The organism is Pseudomonas putida (assembly GCF_001976065.1).
Taxonomy (GTDB): Bacteria; Pseudomonadota; Gammaproteobacteria; order Pseudomonadales; family Pseudomonadaceae; genus Aquipseudomonas; species Aquipseudomonas serbica.
Map to the genome: position 1 here is coordinate 523758 of NZ_MNAH01000002.1, position 16386 is coordinate 540143.

The 16386-nt window shown below is 60.6% G+C and carries 16 protein-coding genes and 1 pseudogene; 6 read left to right on the plus strand and 11 right to left on the minus strand.

Going from position 1 to position 16386, the window contains the following annotated elements; translation table 11 throughout:
* Nucleotides 1-128: 128 nt before the first annotated feature.
* Both ftsH and BKX96_RS08965 read right to left on the minus strand, forming a co-directional pair.
* The gene (gene ftsH, locus BKX96_RS08960; RefSeq protein ID WP_077183438.1) at nucleotides 129-1976 is read right to left on the minus strand and encodes an ATP-dependent zinc metalloprotease FtsH; all 1848 of its coding nucleotides are present in this window, start codon (nucleotides 1974-1976) and stop codon (nucleotides 129-131) included.
* An 85-nt stretch (nucleotides 1977-2061) separates the two neighbouring features.
* Nucleotides 2062-2709, minus strand: coding sequence for a BON domain-containing protein (locus tag BKX96_RS08965; protein WP_077183440.1), 648 nt, complete (start codon nucleotides 2707-2709; stop codon nucleotides 2062-2064).
* 224 nt (nucleotides 2710-2933) lie between these two features.
* On the opposite strand from BKX96_RS08965, the gene BKX96_RS08970 reads away from it, so the two are divergent.
* The 3 genes from BKX96_RS08970 (at nucleotide 2934) to BKX96_RS08980 (ending at nucleotide 4256) form a co-directional block, all read left to right on the plus strand.
* Nucleotides 2934-3185 (plus strand): Lpp/OprI family alanine-zipper lipoprotein, encoded by a 252-nt coding sequence (locus tag BKX96_RS08970; protein WP_052760658.1) that lies wholly within the window; start codon nucleotides 2934-2936, stop codon nucleotides 3183-3185.
* A gap of 118 nt (nucleotides 3186-3303) precedes the next feature.
* The gene (locus BKX96_RS08975; RefSeq protein WP_256721417.1) at nucleotides 3304-3690 is read left to right on the plus strand and encodes a cation transporting ATPase C-terminal domain-containing protein; all 387 of its coding nucleotides are present in this window, start codon (nucleotides 3304-3306) and stop codon (nucleotides 3688-3690) included.
* Nucleotides 3691-3794: 104 nt separating this feature from the next.
* Nucleotides 3795-4256, plus strand: coding sequence for a hypothetical protein (locus BKX96_RS08980; RefSeq protein ID WP_077183442.1), 462 nt, complete (start codon nucleotides 3795-3797; stop codon nucleotides 4254-4256).
* Between the two features lie 87 nt (nucleotides 4257-4343).
* Here BKX96_RS08980 and BKX96_RS08985 read toward each other — a convergent pair whose 3' ends face one another.
* The 3 genes from BKX96_RS08985 to tauA are packed head-to-tail and all read right to left on the minus strand — an operon-like array spanning nucleotide 4344 to nucleotide 7112.
* Nucleotides 4344-5177: an ABC transporter permease subunit gene (locus BKX96_RS08985; protein WP_410454524.1), complete on the minus strand. Its 834-nt coding sequence runs from the start codon at nucleotides 5175-5177 to the stop codon at nucleotides 4344-4346.
* Nucleotides 5178-5209: 32 nt separating this feature from the next.
* Nucleotides 5210-6049: a taurine ABC transporter ATP-binding protein gene (locus BKX96_RS08990; RefSeq protein WP_080957067.1), complete on the minus strand. Its 840-nt coding sequence runs from the start codon at nucleotides 6047-6049 to the stop codon at nucleotides 5210-5212.
* A gap of 46 nt (nucleotides 6050-6095) precedes the next feature.
* On the minus strand, nucleotides 6096-7112 hold the full coding sequence (gene tauA, locus BKX96_RS08995) for a taurine ABC transporter substrate-binding protein (protein WP_046819194.1): 1017 nt from the start codon (nucleotides 7110-7112) through the stop codon (nucleotides 6096-6098).
* A gap of 183 nt (nucleotides 7113-7295) precedes the next feature.
* On the opposite strand from tauA, the gene pdxR reads away from it, so the two are divergent.
* Nucleotides 7296-8789, plus strand: a complete 1494-nt coding sequence (gene pdxR / locus BKX96_RS09000; RefSeq protein ID WP_077183444.1) for a MocR-like pyridoxine biosynthesis transcription factor PdxR — start codon at nucleotides 7296-7298, stop codon at nucleotides 8787-8789.
* Here the strand turns inward: pdxR and aptA are convergent.
* On the minus strand, nucleotides 8786-10096 hold the full coding sequence (gene aptA / locus BKX96_RS09005; protein WP_077183446.1) for an omega-aminotransferase AptA: 1311 nt from the start codon (nucleotides 10094-10096) through the stop codon (nucleotides 8786-8788). The two genes, pdxR and aptA, sit on opposite strands and share 4 nt — an antisense overlap.
* A 196-nt stretch (nucleotides 10097-10292) precedes the next feature.
* Between aptA and BKX96_RS09010 the strand changes: the two genes are divergently transcribed.
* On the plus strand, nucleotides 10293-11030 hold the full coding sequence (locus tag BKX96_RS09010) for a sulfite exporter TauE/SafE family protein (RefSeq protein ID WP_077183448.1): 738 nt from the start codon (nucleotides 10293-10295) through the stop codon (nucleotides 11028-11030).
* 16 nt (nucleotides 11031-11046) lie between these two features.
* The gene (locus tag BKX96_RS09015) at nucleotides 11047-11814 is read left to right on the plus strand and encodes an SDR family oxidoreductase (RefSeq protein WP_077183450.1); all 768 of its coding nucleotides are present in this window, start codon (nucleotides 11047-11049) and stop codon (nucleotides 11812-11814) included.
* 12 nt (nucleotides 11815-11826) lie between these two features.
* On the opposite strand, the pseudogene BKX96_RS32140 reads toward BKX96_RS09015, so the two are convergent.
* The 5 genes and pseudogenes from BKX96_RS32140 to BKX96_RS09035 all read right to left on the minus strand — a co-directional run.
* Nucleotides 11827-11955, minus strand: a pseudogene (locus BKX96_RS32140) (response regulator); the annotation flags it as partial.
* Nucleotides 11956-12120: 165 nt separating this feature from the next.
* The gene (copD, locus tag BKX96_RS09020; RefSeq protein ID WP_077183452.1) at nucleotides 12121-13071 is read right to left on the minus strand and encodes a copper homeostasis membrane protein CopD; all 951 of its coding nucleotides are present in this window, start codon (nucleotides 13069-13071) and stop codon (nucleotides 12121-12123) included.
* A gap of 3 nt (nucleotides 13072-13074) precedes the next feature.
* Nucleotides 13075-13461: a copper homeostasis periplasmic binding protein CopC gene (gene copC, locus BKX96_RS09025; RefSeq protein ID WP_077183454.1), complete on the minus strand. Its 387-nt coding sequence runs from the start codon at nucleotides 13459-13461 to the stop codon at nucleotides 13075-13077.
* Between the two features lie 75 nt (nucleotides 13462-13536).
* Entirely contained in the window at nucleotides 13537-14391 is an 855-nt protein-coding gene (locus BKX96_RS09030; RefSeq protein ID WP_077183882.1) for a copper resistance protein B, read from the minus strand.
* A 63-nt stretch (nucleotides 14392-14454) separates the two neighbouring features.
* A complete protein-coding gene (locus BKX96_RS09035) occupies nucleotides 14455-16314 on the minus strand; it encodes a copper resistance system multicopper oxidase (RefSeq protein ID WP_046819187.1) in 1860 nt (619 codons plus the stop codon).
* Between the last annotated feature and the right edge of the window lie 72 nt (nucleotides 16315-16386).

Here is a 16386-nt window from a genome sequence, read left to right on the forward strand (position 1 = left end):
TCTGGATCAGGCACGGCTAAGGATAGGAGGGCGAGTCTTGATGGGCGGGGGTCAAAGTGTGGCGAACTTGTGACAGCCGGCGACCGGGGATCTTGTTCAGGGTGTGCTGCAGCGAGGGCAGTGGACCTTCACCTGGCCTGCGGCACTACCCTTGCCGGGGCGGGCATCGGGATCGGCAGTGCAGGCTTGAGCGCTGGAAAATCTTCGGGCGTCAGGGTTTCCTTTTCCAGCAGTAATCGCGCCCCGGCCTCCAGGTCGGCGCGACGGCTGGCCAGCAATGCCTTGGCGCGTTCGTAGGCTTCATCGAGCAGGGCGCGGATGCCGAGGTCGATTTCCCTGGCGGTTTGTTCCGAATAGTACTTTTCGCCAAGACCGGGCGGGCGATCGCCCAGATAAGCCGCGTTCTGGCGCTCCAGTACCGACAGGCCCAACTCGCTACTCATGCCAAACCGGGTGATCAATTGCCGGGCGATGTCCGTGGCGTGCGCCAGATCATCGGCGGCCCCGGTGGAGATCTGGCCGTACGTGAGGAACTCGGCTGCGCGTCCGGCCATCAGAACGACAATCCGGTCCTTGAGCATCTGGCAACTGATCAGGAAGTGATCTTCGGTCGGGCGCTGCAGGGTATAGCCCAGCGCTCCAATGGCCCGGGGCACGATCGAGACCTTGTGCACCGGGTCCATGGCTGGCAGGTTGCTGGCGGCCAGGGCATGCCCCATCTCGTGATAGGCCACCACCTGGCGTTCCTCGGGGCGCAGCACGCTGCTCTTGCGTTCAACGCCGGCGACGATGCGCTCCACGGCGGCAGTGAAATCGTCGAGGTTGACGGCATTGGCGCCGCGACGGGTGGCGACGATAGCCGCTTCGTTGACCAGGTTGGCCAGGTCGGCGCCGGTGAAGCCTGTGGTGATGTCGGCAATGAGCTCCCGATTCAGCCCCGGATCCACGGTGATCTTTTGCAGGTGCACCTTGAGAATTGCCTGGCGCCCCTTGCGATCAGGACGATCGACCAATATCTGCCGGTCGATACGACCCGCCCTGAGCAGGGCAGGGTCCAGCACCTCCGGACGGTTGGTCGCGGCCAGCAGCACCACGCCCTCACGGGGATCGAAGCCATCCAGTTCGGCCAGCAACTGGTTGAGGGTCTGTTCTTTTTCGTCATTGCCGCCGAACGAACCGACGCCGCGCATTTTGCCCAGCGCATCCAGTTCGTCGATGAAGATGATGCAGGGTGCCGCCTGCCGCGCCTGCTCGAAAAGGTCGTGCACCCGGGCCGCGCCGACGCCGACGAACAGTTCGACAAACTCTGAACCCGAGATCGAGAAAAACGGCACCCCGGCTTCACCGGCAATGGCCTTGGCGACCAGGGTCTTGCCGGTGCCTGGTGGGCCGACCAGCAGCGTACCCTTGGGTATATGGGCGCCCAGGCGACCGTATTTCTCCTTGTCCTTGAGGAATGAAACGATTTCCACCAGTTCGGCCTTGGCTTCATCGATGCCTGCCACGTCGGCGAAGGTGATACCGGTATCGCGCTGGACGAATACCTTGGCCCGGGACTTGCCGATGCTCATCAGCCCGCCCATGCCTTGCTTCTCCGCGAGCCCGCGAAAGAGGAAATGCCAGATCACCATGATCAGGACGAAAGGCAGCAACCAGCCCAGCAGGCCGCTGACCAAGGTGTTTTCATTGACGCCAGTGAAGCTGACCCCCGAACGGGCGAGGTCCGTCGCCAGTGCAGGATCGACCCGAACGGTGGAAAACCGGTTGCGGCCCTCAATGGGTTCCTCCAGCTTGCCGCTGATCTGGTCCTTCTCGACTCTCAGGTCGCTGAGCTTTCGCTCACTGAGCAACTGCAGAAACTGGCTGTACGGAAGGGACTGCACCACTGGGCGGTCAATAAACAAAAATTGCATCAGGGTGAGCACGACGAACGCGACGGCAAAGAAAGACAGGTTCCATTGATGATTTTTTTTCATGGCCTTGGCTCGCGAAGGAGGGGCTGGAGCGGGCGCCATTGCATTGGATGGCCCCGGGTAACCAGGAATTTCCCGGGGCGATCATTCAGGCGATCAGCAACTGGTCATCCACCCTGGTGACACCCGGCACCGACCAGGCAGCACGCTCGGCGATTTCACGCTCGCGCCAGAAGTGCACTTTGCCTTCAAGTTTCACCACACTGCCTTCTACCTTGATACGTATGCCCTTGGCATCGACTTCAGCATTGCGCTTGAGGGCCTCTTCGATGCTCTGCTGGATATCGACGACGTTCACTTGCGGGCGCAGGGTGATGCGATTGTCCACGCCCACCACCCCCGACAATTTGCGCACGGCGCTTTCGGCGAGTTCCTTCTGATATTGCCAGTCCACCTGGCCTTCCAGGGTTACCCAGCCTTTTTGCACGACGACCTTGATATCGCCTTCGGGTGTATCAGAGCGCCACGAGATAATGTTGACGGCACGATTGGCGATAGTGTCATCAGCGGTACCCGCGCCTTTTTCCAGGCGAACCTCTATTTCCTCAGCCACCGCACGTACGCCTTTGATCGCTTTGACCGCGCGTTCGGCACTGACTTTCTGAGCATAGCTCTTGACGTGACCGGAGAGCGTGACAACGCCTTTGTCCACGCTCACGCCGATCTGGGCGGCGTCGATATCGGGTTGAAAATCAAGCTCATCCAAAATGGTATTGCGCAAGGTTAAGTCGCTCATGATCCTGTCCTCTCCCGTGTGACTGAAGTACATGGGCCACCAAAGCCCCATGTCTTTTTTTACGCCTGAACGACAGAAAGACATTGAGTTAAATCAAGAAGGCCGCAGTGGCCCGCGTCCCCATAGGCCAGCCGGTTGTTTGATAAATATCAGTGAAATCCGAGGGTGACGCCGGATACTGGGTTTGACTGGCTTTTACTGTCGGAACTTATTTGGAGAACATCATGGAAAAGCGTTTGCCTGTTGTTTGCCTCGGCATTCTTTTGGCCACGACGGCCGGTTGCAGCAATAAGCAGGCCCAGGAACTGGATGCCCGGCTGGAGTACGCTGAAAATAACGCCGCAATGGCGCGATTGAGGGCCGATGAGGCGCACCTCAAGGCAGAACTGGCAATGGAAGTGGCACGCCAGGCACAACGGACCGCCGACGAAGCCAATGAACGTGCCGGCCGTATGAGCGAAAAGGCAAGGCGCTAGTAATGCGTGCGGGAAGGAGCCTACGCCGAGCTGGCTGAGCGCCTGACGCTTGAGTGGCGATTCAGAGGTGATAGCGTGACTGGACAAATCGCCTGGTGTGATCGAGGTGGGGCTGGTCATGGCATTGGCGAGTTTATTAACGTTCGACTGGATGCTGCCCGGAGGGATGATAGCGGGCGATGCGTCGCTGGCTGAGGCCCGCACCGGCGGTTTCACGGTCCTTGTATTGGCGCAGTTGTTCAACGCATTGTGCGCGCGCTCGGAATCAACCAGTGCATTGCGCGGACTGTTCGCCAATCGATGGCTGTGGGGGGCAATTGGCCTGGCCGTCGCCCTGCAGATCGCAGTGGTGCACTCGCCGCCGCTGAACACGGCGTTCGGAACCCGTGCATTGACGCTGAGCCAGTGGGGATTTTGTCTTGTAGTGGCCAGCTCTGTGTTCTGGTTCATTGAACTGCGCAAGCTGTTTTTGCGATTGAAGGGCCGGAAGTGGTTAAGAACATAGCGTGCGAAACGTGAATAGGCAGGTGCAGGGCGGTTGATCTAAATCAATGGGCATTCTGTTAGCGGTCCCATGCTTTTATTACACATGGGTAAGGGCGCTTGGTCATGAACATCAACAAGCTGGTCGGGATTCATGCGGTGCAAGGCTGGTGGCGGAGCAGGGGAGCAACAACAGGAAACCTGCGCCGCCCGGGCAAAAGGCCCGGCAAACGTGACGCAATCTACCTGCTGATGATCTCGCTGGCGTTGCCGGCGGGTTATTTCACTGCGTATCACTTTGCAGCCCATACGTTGAGGGATTTGGTCGAATCTTGCTCCGCGCGTTTCGAGATCGAGCTTGAAAAAGCCGAGATAGAGCCTCCCATCCAAGCCCTATCGCGCTCCTTGTGCGAATGCCAGGCACAAACACTGCTCAATAAAAACGGCGTTCTGCGACTTGCCTTGGTCGACAGCCACCTACTGGATCCGCAGACACTAGAACCGGTAACGGAGGAGGATGGAAAGTTCTGCATCAACGCCCTGTGGAAGCCTGGCGCTGAACTGGCCAAGCGCTTGACCCTTGAGTGACAGACTGAAAATCGTGCCGTCATGTTCAGCATGAATAAGTCATCGCCAATCTCGGCTCTTAACGAGCTGACAGGCGCGGCGCATGACTCAGGTCTTGCCTTTCCACGGCACCAGGCGTCGCTCCAGCCAGCGCATGCCCAAGTCGAACAGCAGCGCCATGGCGCCGATCACCAGGATGCCCATGATCACCACGTCCGTGGCCATGAATTTGGAAGCGGTCAAGACCATGAAGCCCAGGCCTGCGGTGGCCGCGACCATTTCGGCGGCCACCAGGGTGGTCCAGCCGAAGCCGATGGCGATGCGCATGCCGGTCAGTACCTCGGGCAATGCCGCCGGCATGATCACGTGTCGCAGCACCTGGGCGCGACTGGCGCCCATGGAGTAGGCGGCATGGATCTGCTCGATGGCCACCGACTTGACCCCGGCGCGGGCGCTCAACGCCAATGGCGCGAACATCGCCAGGTATATCAGCAGCACCTTGGAACCCTCGCCGATGCCCATCCAGATCACCACCAGGGGCAAATACGCCAGCGGCGGCAGTGGCCGGTAGAACTCCACCAACGGATCGAAAATTCCCCGGGCCACACGATTGACGCCCATCATGATGCCCACCGGGATTGCCGTGAGCACCGCCAGGACGAACGCACCGAAGACACGCAAGGCACTCCAGGCGATGTGATTGAGCAGGGTCGCGTCGGCGAAACCGTCGCGAGCCACCTCCAGCAATTGCGCCCAGACCGCCTGGGGCGATGGCAGGAACAGTGGCTTGACCCAGCCGGCGTTGGTCGCGATGTACCAGGCGGCAAACGCCAGCACCACAGTGACCAGACTCAAGACCAGGCTCGAACCGTTGCCCGGCGCCCCATACTGCTCGCCCGGGCGGGCCGGGGCGGCTCGGCGCAGTTCGTTGATGGCGCGCATCACGGCGTTGCGTTGTTTTTCGTCGAACAGGCTCATGCGGCCTCCTCATCACCATGGATAATGCTCAGCACCTGCTCGCGCAAGGCAATGAAATCGGCACTGGACTTGACCGTGCGGGCGTCCTGGCCGGCGAGAAAACGTCGACCGAAATCGATCGGGAATTCGTGGGTGATGCGGCCAGGGCGCGGTGACATGATGATCAGCCGCGTGGCCATGAACAGGGCTTCCTCGACGTCATGGGTGATGAAAAACATCATCTTCCCGGTGCGCATCCAGATCTGCAGGATCAGTTCCTGCAAGCGTTCGCGGGTCAGTGCATCCAGTGCGCCCAACGGCTCATCGAGCAACAGCATTTGCGGATCATTGGTCAGTGCCCGCGCGATCCCCACCCGTTGCTGCATGCCGCCGGAAAGCTGGTACACCGCGTGGCCAGCAAAATCCGCCAGCCCCGTGAGCTCGAGGAAGTGCCGTGCGCGCTCCTCGCGTTCAGCCCTGGCCACGCCACGCAGTTTCAGGCCGAAGGCGACGTTGTCGAGTACATTCAACCAGGGCAGCAACGCATGTTTCTGGAACACCACGCCGCGTTCGGAGCCTGGCCCGGTGACCTGGTCGCGCAGTTGCGCCACCGCCGAGGTCTGTTGCGGCACCTGGCCGTGGAAATCGCCCAGGGTGATCAAGCCGCTGCTGGGCTGGATGAAACCGGCCATCAGGTTGAGCAGGGTGGTCTTGCCGCAACCCGATGCCCCCAGGGCGACAACGAAATCGCCGCAGGCGATGTCCAGGTTGACCCCGGCCAGGGCCGTGACCCGCTGGCCTTTTTGCTGTGCGGGGTAGTGCACCGACACGTCATGGATTTTCAGGCTCAGGCCCATGGCTATTTCCTCGTGGTGGGGCGGCCTGCGCCGCCCGTGGCTGGGGTTACTGGGCGGCCTGGACGAAGCCCGGGTTGATGGCGACGCTGTAGTCGGGCAGCAACGCCGGGATCTTTTTCTGTTCTTTCAAGAAGGCAGCGGTGGCCGCCAATGCCTTGGCCGCGCCACCATCCTTGCCGGCGCCCAGCCAGTTGGCTCCGGCCTGTTCGGTGGCCAGCGGGAACTGGTACAGGGCCAGCACAGGCGGTACTTCGTCAGGCTTGGCCCCGGACTGGCGCGCCACGTTGATCACTTGCGGCGAGTCGGCGGTCCAGCGCCCGGGCGCCTCCACATAGTCGGCGGTGCTGGCCTGCAGCACCTTGGTCAGGGCGAGCATGCCGGCGCTGTGCTCGGCGGCGAACTTGCGGTCGACCACGATGCCGTCGAAGGTCGCCTTGCCCCATTGGGTCAACTGCCCGGAGGTCAGCAGTACCTGGCCACTTTGCTTGAGGCGACCCAAAGCCGGGTCCCAGATGAAGGCCGCGTCGATGTCGCCGCGTTCCCAGGCAGCCGGGATGTCCGACGGTTGCAGGTTGATGACCTTGACCTTGCCGCTCAGGCCAAATTGCTCCAGGGCAAACAGGGCATGAAAGTGCGTGGTGGAGACGAAAGGCACGGCCAGGGTTTTACCCGCCAGGTCCTGGGGCGCGACGATGCCGCTGCCATTGCGCACCACCAACGCCTCAGCGTCATTGATGTTGTCGAGAATCCAGAACAACTGCGCGTCTACACCACGGCTCACGGCAGCGGCAATCGGGCTGCTGCCCGCCACGCCGATCTGCACGTCGCCGGACGCCATCGCCAACATCACATCGCCGCCACTGTCGAAGTTGCGCCATTGGATATCCCAGCCAGTGGCCTTCTCGAATTGCTTTTCGGCGATGGCGTTCTTCCACGGCGCGAACATGCTTTGCACGCCGATGGTCACTGTCTGCGCCTGGGCCGCGGTGGCAAGGCCCAGGGTCAGCGCGGCGGCGGGTAACAGCAGCGAGCGTCGAATCCATTGGTGCAGGGGCTTGAACATGGTGTGGCTCCTAAGGTGGAAGGCATTGTTTTTGGCACACCTCGATCTTAGGGCCGGCCCGTTGCTTGCTTTAGATCCAGTTGCGCCGGGCTTTGGTACCAGCCAAAGCGCCAGGCCTTTGCGGGTAAGGCGTGCAGCGCATCGGGTGCGCCATCGGGGTGCGTCATCTAGGGAATGGGAACCATGTTGGAGCGTTATTTTCGTCCGTTCGAAGCTGGGCGCGGTTTGCAGGAGCAACTGCGCGAGAGCCTGCTCAACGCCATCCTCGATGGCGCGCTGGCGCCCAGCGATGCCATGCCGTCGTCGCGCAAGCTGTGCCAGTTGCTCAAGGTGTCGCGCAATACCGTTGTGCTGGTCTATGAACAACTGGTACAGGACGGCTACCTCACGCCCTCGGACCGGCGCGGTTATTTCATCAATGAAAAATTCTTGCGCCAACAGCTCAACGTCAGCCTGCGCCCCAAATCCCCGGCCCTGTTCGAACGGCCCGATCACGCGCCGGACTGGGAGCGTCGGCTGCAAACCGAATCGGCGCAGATGCGTGCCATCGTCAAGCCGCGCAACTGGCGCGAGTACCGCTACCCGTTTATCTACGGCCAGATCGAGGACGACGAGCAGACCGCCGCGCGCTGGCGCGATTGCACACGGATCGCCGCCAGTGGTGCGCACATGCGCAGCTGGGTCGATGACCAGGTGATGCTTGACGATCCCCTGCTGGTTGAACAGATCATCCAGCGGGTCTTGCCCAAACGCGGTATCCAGGCTCGGCCCGAGCAATTGCTGGTGACCATCGGCACGCAGAATTCGCTGTACATGCTCGCGCGCCTGCTGGGCCGCCCTGGCCTTGTAATGGGCCTGGAAGAACCCGGTTATGTGGATGCACGGAACATTTTCAGCCTCACCGGCTGCACCCTGCGTCCGCTGCGCATCGACCGCCAGGGCCTGGTGGTGGACGTGCAATTGCAGGGGTGCGAAATGCTCTTCTGCACGCCCAGCCACCAATCGCCGACCGGCGTGACGATGCCGCTGTACCGGCGTCTGGAGTTGTTGGCGAGCGCCCGCGAGCATGATTTTCTGATCATCGAGGACGACTACGAAAGCGAGCAGAACTTTCTGGGCAGCAACCATCCTGCGCTCAAAAGTTATGACGACAGTGGCCGGGTGATTTACCTGGGTAGCCTGACCAAGAGCCTCTTGCCGGGCGTACGGTTGGGGTTCATTGCCGCCGATGCCGAGCTGATTCATGAGCTACGCGCGCTGCGCCGCTACATGTATCGCCATCCACCGTCGAACAACCAGCGCATCCTGGCGCTGTTCCTGGCCATGGGGCATTACGACGCCCATGCCCGCCGCCTGCGTGACCGGCTGGCGCGTAAGTGGCGAGTGATCAGTCGCGCCCTGGCCGAGCATTTACCGGAGTGCAACGCCAGTGGCATGGCCGGTGGTTCATCGATCTGGGTTAGCGGCCCGCCGGCGGCAGACGCCTGGGCCTTGCAGCGCAGGGTTGCCCGGCATGGCGTGTTGATCGAGCCGGGCGATATTCATTTTCTGGGGGAGGGACGTACCGGCTGTTACTTTCGCCTGGGCTTCGGCGCGATTGCCGAAGCCTTGATCGAACCGGGCATCGAGGCGTTGGGCAAGGCCTGGCGCGAATTGCGCCAGGCCGAACTGGCTTAAAGGCTTTCCTGGGCGAGCGTGTGCTTGAGGACTTCAAACATCGCGTCCACGTCCATGCGGCTGGCCACCAGCGCCGGGGCGAAGATGATCGCATCGCCCGTGGTCTTCACGTGCAGGCCGGCGTCGTACAGCGCCCGCTGCACCCGTGCGCCCTTGGCGCCGGGGGCGGTTCCCGGGGTCAGCTGGATGCCGCTGAGCAGGCCGTAGCCGCGCAAGTCACTGACCTGGGGCAGCCCGCGCAGGCCGCTCAGTGACTCCATGAAGTAGGGCGCCAATTGCCGACCGCGACCGAACAAATCCTCATCACGGTAGATGTCCAGCGATGCAAGGGCGGCGGAGCACGCGGCCGGGTGACCGGAGTAGGTATAACCGTGGAACAGCTCCGGACCCTGGCCCTGGCTGGCCCCGACCACGGCGTCGTAGATCGACTCGTCAACGGCCACCGCGCCCATGGGGATGGCGCCGTTGGTCAAGGCCTTGGCCATGGTGATGATGTCCGGCTTGACCGTAAAACTCTGTGCGGCAAAAGCCTCGCCGGTACGACCGAAGCCTGTGATCACTTCGTCGAACACCAGCAGGATGCCGTGGCGGTCGCAAATGTCGCGCAGGCGCTTGAGGTAGCCAGCCGGTGGTACATAGACGCCGATGGAACCGGCGATGGGCTCGACAAAGCACGCCGCGATGCTGTCCGCACCGTGAGTGGCGATGATGCGCTCGAGGTCGCTGGCCAGGTCTGCGCCCTGGGCCGGTTCGCCCAATTGATAACGCTGTTCTTCCTGCCAGGTGTGGCGCATGTGACTGACGTGGGGCAGGCCGCCGGTGGCGAAGGCCTGGCGGTTGCGCATCATGCCGGATAGGGCCACGCCGCCAAAATTGACCCCATGATAGGCCCATTCACGGGACACGAAGCGGGTGCGCTGGGCCTGGCCACGGGCGCGGTGGTAAGCCAGGGCGATCTTCATGGCGCTGTCGACCGACTCGGAACCGGAGTTGGTGAAGAACAGCTTGTTCAACCCCGTCGGCAGCAACTCGCTCAGGCGTTCGGCCAGTTCAAAGGACAAGGGCGAAGCGCGCTGGAAATGCGGGGTGAAATCCAGGGTCAGCAATTGCTTGCACACCGCCTCGGCAATTTCGGTACGGCCATGCCCGGCCGCGCAACAGAACAGCCCCGAGCTGCCGTCGAGCAGCTCGCGGCCTTCGCTGGTCCAGTAGCGCACACCCTCGGCGCGGACGAACAGTTGCGGGGCACGCTGGAACTCCCGGTTGTCGGTGAAGGGCATCCATTGGTGGTTGAGGTTCGTTGCCATGGGGTTACTCCTGAGGGCAGGCACGGATCGGCCGGTTGCCCCGCAGACTAGCCATGCAGCTGCGGCGCGCTTAGATCCAGTTGGCCTTTTCGATGGAGCCAGGGCATCCGGCACTGGACCCATTGAAAAGCCCGTCTGGCTCTAAAGCATGGATGGATGCCTGACTAGAGTGGCGCCATTATCAAAGGAGCGCGCCGTGAACCCGGAATTGAATTGGACCTTGAATGCCTTGTGCGTACTGGTCGCCGCCGTTGTGCGTGGCCTCACCGGGTTCGGCTTTGCGGCCATCGCGGTCGTCGGCCTGGCGATGCTCGGTACCTTGCGCGATGCCGTGCCCCTGGTGTTGTGCCTGGAGGTGGCATCCAGCCTGATGCTGCTGCGCGACGCCTGGGCCCAAGCCGATTATCCGCTGCTGCGGCGGGTCCTGGTCGCGGCGGCGCTTGGCGTGCCTTGCGGCATCTGGCTGCTGACCGGTCTCGACAGCGACTGGCTGAGCCTGTGGGTCTACGGACTGGTGGCGACGCTGGCGTTGCTGGGCCTGGCGCGCGTGGCGTTGCCCATGGGCCGTGGACCTTGGGCGGCCTGGCTGGTGGGCGGCAGCAGTGGGGCGTTGATCGCCGCGTTTTCCATCGGCGGGCCACTGGTGGTGGCCTGGCTCAGCCACTGCGGGCTGCGGGCGCGGACGCTGCGCGCCACCCTGATCATGTTCTTTTTTGCCGTGGACCTGGCGGCCCTGGCCGGGCTGGCAGTCGCCCAGGCCATCGGCCCCCAGGTCCCGCGACAGGCCCTGGCCCTGCTTTTGCCCCTGATGGCGGGGCTGTGGATCGGGCAACGGTTGTTCCTGCACATTCGCGCCGAACACGCGGCGCGACTCACCCAATGGCTATTGCTGGCGTTGGCGGGCTTCGGCCTGCTGGGTCGGTCGTGGTCCTGACCACTGGAGTTTGATCATGCAACCTACTGTGTTTATCACCGGCGCTACTTCCGGATTTGGCGAAGCCTGCGCCCGGCGCTTCGCCCGGGCCGGCTGGTCGATGGTGCTCACCGGCCGTCGCGAAGAACGCTTGCTGAGCCTGGCCAACGAACTGGGCAAGCAGTGCGATGTGTTGCCACGGGTACTGGACGTGCGTGATCGCGCTGCCATGCAAACAGCCATCGACCAATTGCCGGAGCGCTTCACAACCTTGCGCGGGCTGATCAATAACGCCGGGCTCGCCCTGGGCACCGAGGCGGCCCAGGTCTGCTCGCTGGATGACTGGGAAACCATGGTCGACACCAACATCAAGGGCCTGCTCTACAGCACCCGTTTGTTGCTGCCGCGATTGATTGCCCACGGCGCCGGGGCCAGCATCGTCAACCTTGGCTCCATCGCCGGCAACTGGCCGTACCCCGGCAGCCACGTGTACGGCGCCACCAAGGCCTTCGTGCGCCAGTTTTCGTTGAACCTGCGTTGCGACCTGCAAGGCACCGGGGTGCGGGTCACCAACCTGGAGCCGGGTTTGTGCGAAAGCGAATTTTCGCTGGTGCGCTTTGCCGGTGACACCCAGAAGTACAACGCGGTGTACGCCAACGCCAAGCCGTTGCAACCGGCGGACATTGCCGAAACGATTTTCTGGTTGATGAACCAGCCGGCGCATATCAACGTCAACAGCCTGGAGCTGATGCCGGTGACCCAGGCCTGGAACAACTTTGCGATTGAGCGTGGGGCGTTGGGCTGAATGGCGATTTACGCCGGCGTCTCGGATCTTTCTTAGGAGGTCCCAACCATTGAGACCGGGCATCATCACATCGTTGAAACCGGCTTCAGTGAGGCCTTGCTGCAGGTAGATTCCGGTCTTTAGTTCATCTTCAGCTACCAAGAGTTACATGTTGGCAGTCTCCACGACCTGTATTGCAGCAGTTTGCGGCCAAAACCGATGCTCCAATACAAGCTGACGAAAATGTAATTTCTACAGTCGACTCAGCGCGGGCGCACGTGTTCGGCATAGAAAACTGGAAAGCACTGCCTGCATTCACTTCACGGTCTACTGAGCTGACATCTCCATCTCCATCTCCATCTCTGGGCTGAGGGTGCCGAGCCAGGCAACCAAGGCCATGATGATCACGGCAACCAAGAGCTCCAGAATCATGCTGCGTCGTAAGGCGTTGATAGCGATTTTGTGAGTACCTGTCTTGATGGATCGTTTGAGCAGCGGGCTCAGATGAAAGCGATTCACTGCTGCGAATACCAGCATCCCGAAAAACAAGAAGACTTTCAAAGACAGCAGGGTCCCGTAAGTGGAGCTTGTCAATGTCTCGAATGCTGGCCCGACAACCAGTAAGTAGTTGGCGATTCCGGTGATGGTCAGAGTTGCAACAATGAGCATCCCCGCTGATTCGAAACCAGTCAACGTTCGAGCCAGTAGATGAACCTGCAGATCACCTGTGAGGTTGTTTGTACGCAACAAAAGCGCGAACGCGGCGATAGCGCCCAGCCAGCTGCCCGCACCGAGAAGATGTACGATATCGCTGGTGAAGTGCAGATAGCGCCGACTGCCTTCATCCATGGCGCCATGTCCTGTCCAGGCCAGCGTCGCCAGGGCGATGGCCCCGCACAGTGAGACCAGCCAGAGGCTCGTTGAGGGGGCCCGTCGATTGAGGCGCGCGGCGATGATCGCCACCGTCAACGAGGCTATTCGAACCATCCAGGTCAGCCCGACTTCAGTGTCCATCAGCATCATCTGCAGGATGTGGTGATGCAGCTCCATGACGCTGGACACACCGCTCATCGTCTTGGCCATGTGCAGCATAGCCGCCATCGATAGCAGTATGCCGATAACAGCCGTTCCCACCAGCAACGACCCAAAATTCAATACGGCCCCGTCTGTGCGCTCCTTTCCTTTGAGGCTGTACAGGCCAAACAGTGCCAGTCCGAAGAGCAGCATCAAGTCGATATAGAGCGCAAAGCGGAGGCTAATGTAGATTGAGTCGTCCATGGTTCATTTGACTTTAAAGGTCACGGTGCCTGTGATCGGGTGGGTATCGGAAGAAACTGCCCTCCACTCAACCTTGTAGGTGCCAGGTGTGAGCGGTGCTGTGGGGGTGATGACCATCATTTTTGGATCGGCGGCGCCTGCGACACTCGCTTTGACACCCATGGGGGAGTGCGCAGACATACCCGGCATTTCGGTCATGATCAGTTTCGCGCCGGAAAACTGGGTGGTGAGCTTTTCCGAGAAGTTAAGTTCGATTTTTGCCGGTGCAGTCACCGTGGCTCCCTCGGTCGGGGAAGAGGACAGCAGTTTTGGATGTGCTTGGGCGCCAGCACTCAACAACAGACCGGTGCTGAGTGCTGCAACAGTGATGAGGGTTTTCAGAGGTGACATGCAAAGCTCCTGACGGCTTGAGCCGTGGATGGGATTTATTGTTTGAATTGCGTTGAGATACCGTATCTCTCAGGTTTAGAACCACATCCGCACACCGGCGACAAAACGCGTATCGCTGCGGTCTTCTCCCTCTTCAAGGATGTAATCTGCTGTATTGCCGTATGAGCGGTTCCAGGTTACGCCGATATAGGGTGAGAACTCGGGGCGTATTTCATAACGCAGCCTCAGGCCAACTTCGGTATCTGACAGCCCGGAGCCAGTGGCACGTTGTGGGTCGTTTTTGCCATAGAAATTCATTTCAGCTGTAGGCTGCAGAATCAAGCGGTTGGTCAGCAAAATGTCGTATTCGCCCTTGAGCCGCAGCGCGGTCTGGCCAGCCTCGCCCAAATAGGCGGTGGCTTGCGTTTCGAAGTTGTAGAGCGCCATGCCTTGCAACCCAAGTGCCGCCCAGGTCTGGGGGGAGCCAGGTTTGAAGTCTTGTCGCACACCACTGACCACATCCCACCAAGGGCTGATGGCGTGTCCCCAGAGCGCCTGAAGCTCAGCGTTTTCGGTTACACCATTGGTTCGCTCGCCCTCGCTGCGTAGCCAGAGACGATCGGTGTCGCCGCCAATCCAACCGTTGGCTTCCCAACGCAATGCACTGCCCTCGTTGGCGTCTTGCCATTCGAGTTGATCGATCAGGAAAAACGAGTTGATCGAGCGGTCGTGCATCTGATGGCCGGCATGGCTTTCAAACACCGCTGCACGATCGGCATCGGTGAGCGCTGGGATCGGCGTACGGCTTTGCTGGGGCACGGCGGGTTTCATACCCTGCATCTGGGAGTGATCCATACCCTGCATTTGGGAATGATCCATATCCTGCATCTGTTTGCCGTCCATACCTTGCATCGGCTCGGTCTGCCCATATGCAAGTGGCATGACAACCATTCCCAGGATGGCCAGGCCGGTGAGTATTGGTTTAGCGGTTCGTTCGAAGTTCATGTCTGGCTCCTACTCTTGCACACGGACTTCGCGGAACATGCCCATTTCCATGTGGTACATCAGGTGGCAGTGATACGCCCATCGCCCTAGGGCATCGGCGGTCACGCGGTAGCTGCGTTTGCTGCCTGGCGGCATGTCGATGGTGTGCTTGCGAACCATGAAGTCACCGTTTTCATCCTCCAGGTCACTCCACATGCCATGCAGATGAATGGGGTGCATCATCATGGTGTCGTTCACTAGAACCACCCGAATGCGCTCTCCATATTTGAGAAGAAGCGGTTGGGCATCCGCGAATTTGACACCGTCAAAAGACCACGAGAACTTTTCCATGTGTCCGGTCAGGTGCAAGGTGATGGTGCGGCCAGGCTCCCGGCCATCGGGATCCTGGAAGGTGCTCTTGAGGTCTGCATAGGTCAGTACTCGGCGACCGTTGTTTCTCAGTCCCATGCCAGGATCATTGAGTTTCGGCGTGGGGCTCATCGCCTGCATGTCAATCAGTGGGTTATTCACTTCCGAGGCCGGGTGCGGCTCCATCGAGCTCATGCCGCTCATGCTGTGCATCGAGTGGCCAGACATGCTTGCTGAGTCTGGCATCTGGCTGTGGTCCATGCTCTGCATAGCTCCACCGTCCATGCCTGTCATACCCTGCATGTCGCTAGTGGGCGCCATCTGGCTGTGATCCATACCCTCCATACCTTGCATGGAGTCCTGGGTCATGCCTGTCATATCGCCGTGATCCATGCCAGCCATATCACCCATGCCCATGTCGCTCATCGTGATCAATGGACGTGGATCCAGGGACGGAACAGGGGCCGAGAGCCCCTCATGTACAGCCAGCGTGCCTCTCGCGAATCCTGTGCGATCCACCGATTGGGCGAACAAGGTGTAGGCGTTTTCGGTGGGTTCGACGATGACATCGAAGGTTTCGGCCACGGCAATGCGGAACTCATCGACGCTCACCGGCTTGACGTACTGCCCGTCTGCTGCGACGACAGTCATCTTCAGTCCAGGAATGCGCACGTCGAAGTAGCTCATCGCCGAGCCATTGATGAACCTCAGGCGCAGCCGTTCTCCGGGCCTGAAAATGCCTGTCCAGTTACTGTCGGGGGCCTGCCCGTTGAGCAAGTACGTGTAGGTGGCGCCGCTGACATCGGCAAGATCCGTGGGGTTCATCTTCATTTCAGCCCACATTTTCCGATCCGCGATGGTGGCAGACCAACCGTTCTTGCTGACGTCATCGATGAAGTCGCCGACGGTGCGCTTGTGCTGGTTGTAGTAACTGGATTGTTTCTTGAGCTTCTTCATGAGTCGCTCAGGGTCTTCATCCGTCCAGTCGGACAACATCACCACGTAGTCGCGGTCATAGCTGAAGGGTTCGGGATCCTTTGCATCAATAACCAAGGGGCCGTAGACGCCTACCTGTTCCTGGAACCCGGAATGGCTGTGATACCAGTAGGTACCGTTCTGTTTGACCTTGAATGAGTAAACGTACAGGCCGCCCGGTTCGATGCCGTGAAAACTCAGACCCGGTACACCGTCCATGTTCACCGGCAGAATGATGCCGTGCCAATGGATCGACGTGTCTTCCTTGAGACGGTTCCTGACACGCAGCGTTACGGTATCACCTTCGCGCCAGCGCAATATCGGGCCAGGAAGGCTGCCATTGATGGTCATGGCGGTGCGAGGTGTGCCCGTGAAGTTCACTCCCATCTCACCAATGGAAAGATCGAAATCGGTGCCAGCGAGCACATTCGGCTGGCCTTGGCTGGTAATCGCCCACACGGGGCTGCGCCACAGTCCAAAGCCTGCAAGTACTCCGCCTGCCGCTAGGGCTTTCACGAAAGTGCGTCTTGATGTTCTGGAATGCATGGAGGGGTATCCAAATAGTCAGAATCCAGGCAGATACGTATCCGCTGCCACAGTGCGGCCAGGATTCGCTTC

What these genes read in the sequence shown, in the direction of transcription:
- ftsH (WP_077183438.1), bottom strand. Translation starts at nt 1,976, where the DNA reads ATGAAAAAAAATCATCAATGGAACCTGTCTTTCTTTGCCGTCGCGTTC.
- BKX96_RS08965 (WP_077183440.1), bottom strand. Translation starts at nt 2,709, where the DNA reads ATGAGCGACTTAACCTTGCGCAATACCATTTTGGATGAGCTTGATTTT.
- BKX96_RS08970 (WP_052760658.1), top strand. Translation starts at nt 2,934, where the DNA reads ATGGAAAAGCGTTTGCCTGTTGTTTGCCTCGGCATTCTTTTGGCCACG.
- BKX96_RS08975 (WP_256721417.1), top strand. Translation starts at nt 3,304, where the DNA reads ATGGCATTGGCGAGTTTATTAACGTTCGACTGGATGCTGCCCGGAGGG.
- BKX96_RS08980 (WP_077183442.1), top strand. Translation starts at nt 3,795, where the DNA reads ATGAACATCAACAAGCTGGTCGGGATTCATGCGGTGCAAGGCTGGTGG.
- BKX96_RS08985 (WP_410454524.1), bottom strand. Translation starts at nt 5,177, where the DNA reads ATGCGCGCCATCAACGAACTGCGCCGAGCCGCCCCGGCCCGCCCGGGC.
- BKX96_RS08990 (WP_080957067.1), bottom strand. Translation starts at nt 6,049, where the DNA reads ATGGGCCTGAGCCTGAAAATCCATGACGTGTCGGTGCACTACCCCGCA.
- tauA (WP_046819194.1), bottom strand. Translation starts at nt 7,112, where the DNA reads ATGTTCAAGCCCCTGCACCAATGGATTCGACGCTCGCTGCTGTTACCC.
- pdxR (WP_077183444.1), top strand. Translation starts at nt 7,296, where the DNA reads ATGTTGGAGCGTTATTTTCGTCCGTTCGAAGCTGGGCGCGGTTTGCAG.
- aptA (WP_077183446.1), bottom strand. Translation starts at nt 10,096, where the DNA reads ATGGCAACGAACCTCAACCACCAATGGATGCCCTTCACCGACAACCGG.
- BKX96_RS09015 (WP_077183450.1), top strand. Translation starts at nt 11,047, where the DNA reads ATGCAACCTACTGTGTTTATCACCGGCGCTACTTCCGGATTTGGCGAA.
- copD (WP_077183452.1), bottom strand. Translation starts at nt 13,071, where the DNA reads ATGGACGACTCAATCTACATTAGCCTCCGCTTTGCGCTCTATATCGAC.
- copC (WP_077183454.1), bottom strand. Translation starts at nt 13,461, where the DNA reads ATGTCACCTCTGAAAACCCTCATCACTGTTGCAGCACTCAGCACCGGT.
- BKX96_RS09030 (WP_077183882.1), bottom strand. Translation starts at nt 14,391, where the DNA reads ATGGTTGTCATGCCACTTGCATATGGGCAGACCGAGCCGATGCAAGGT.
- BKX96_RS09035 (WP_046819187.1), bottom strand. Translation starts at nt 16,314, where the DNA reads ATGCATTCCAGAACATCAAGACGCACTTTCGTGAAAGCCCTAGCGGCA.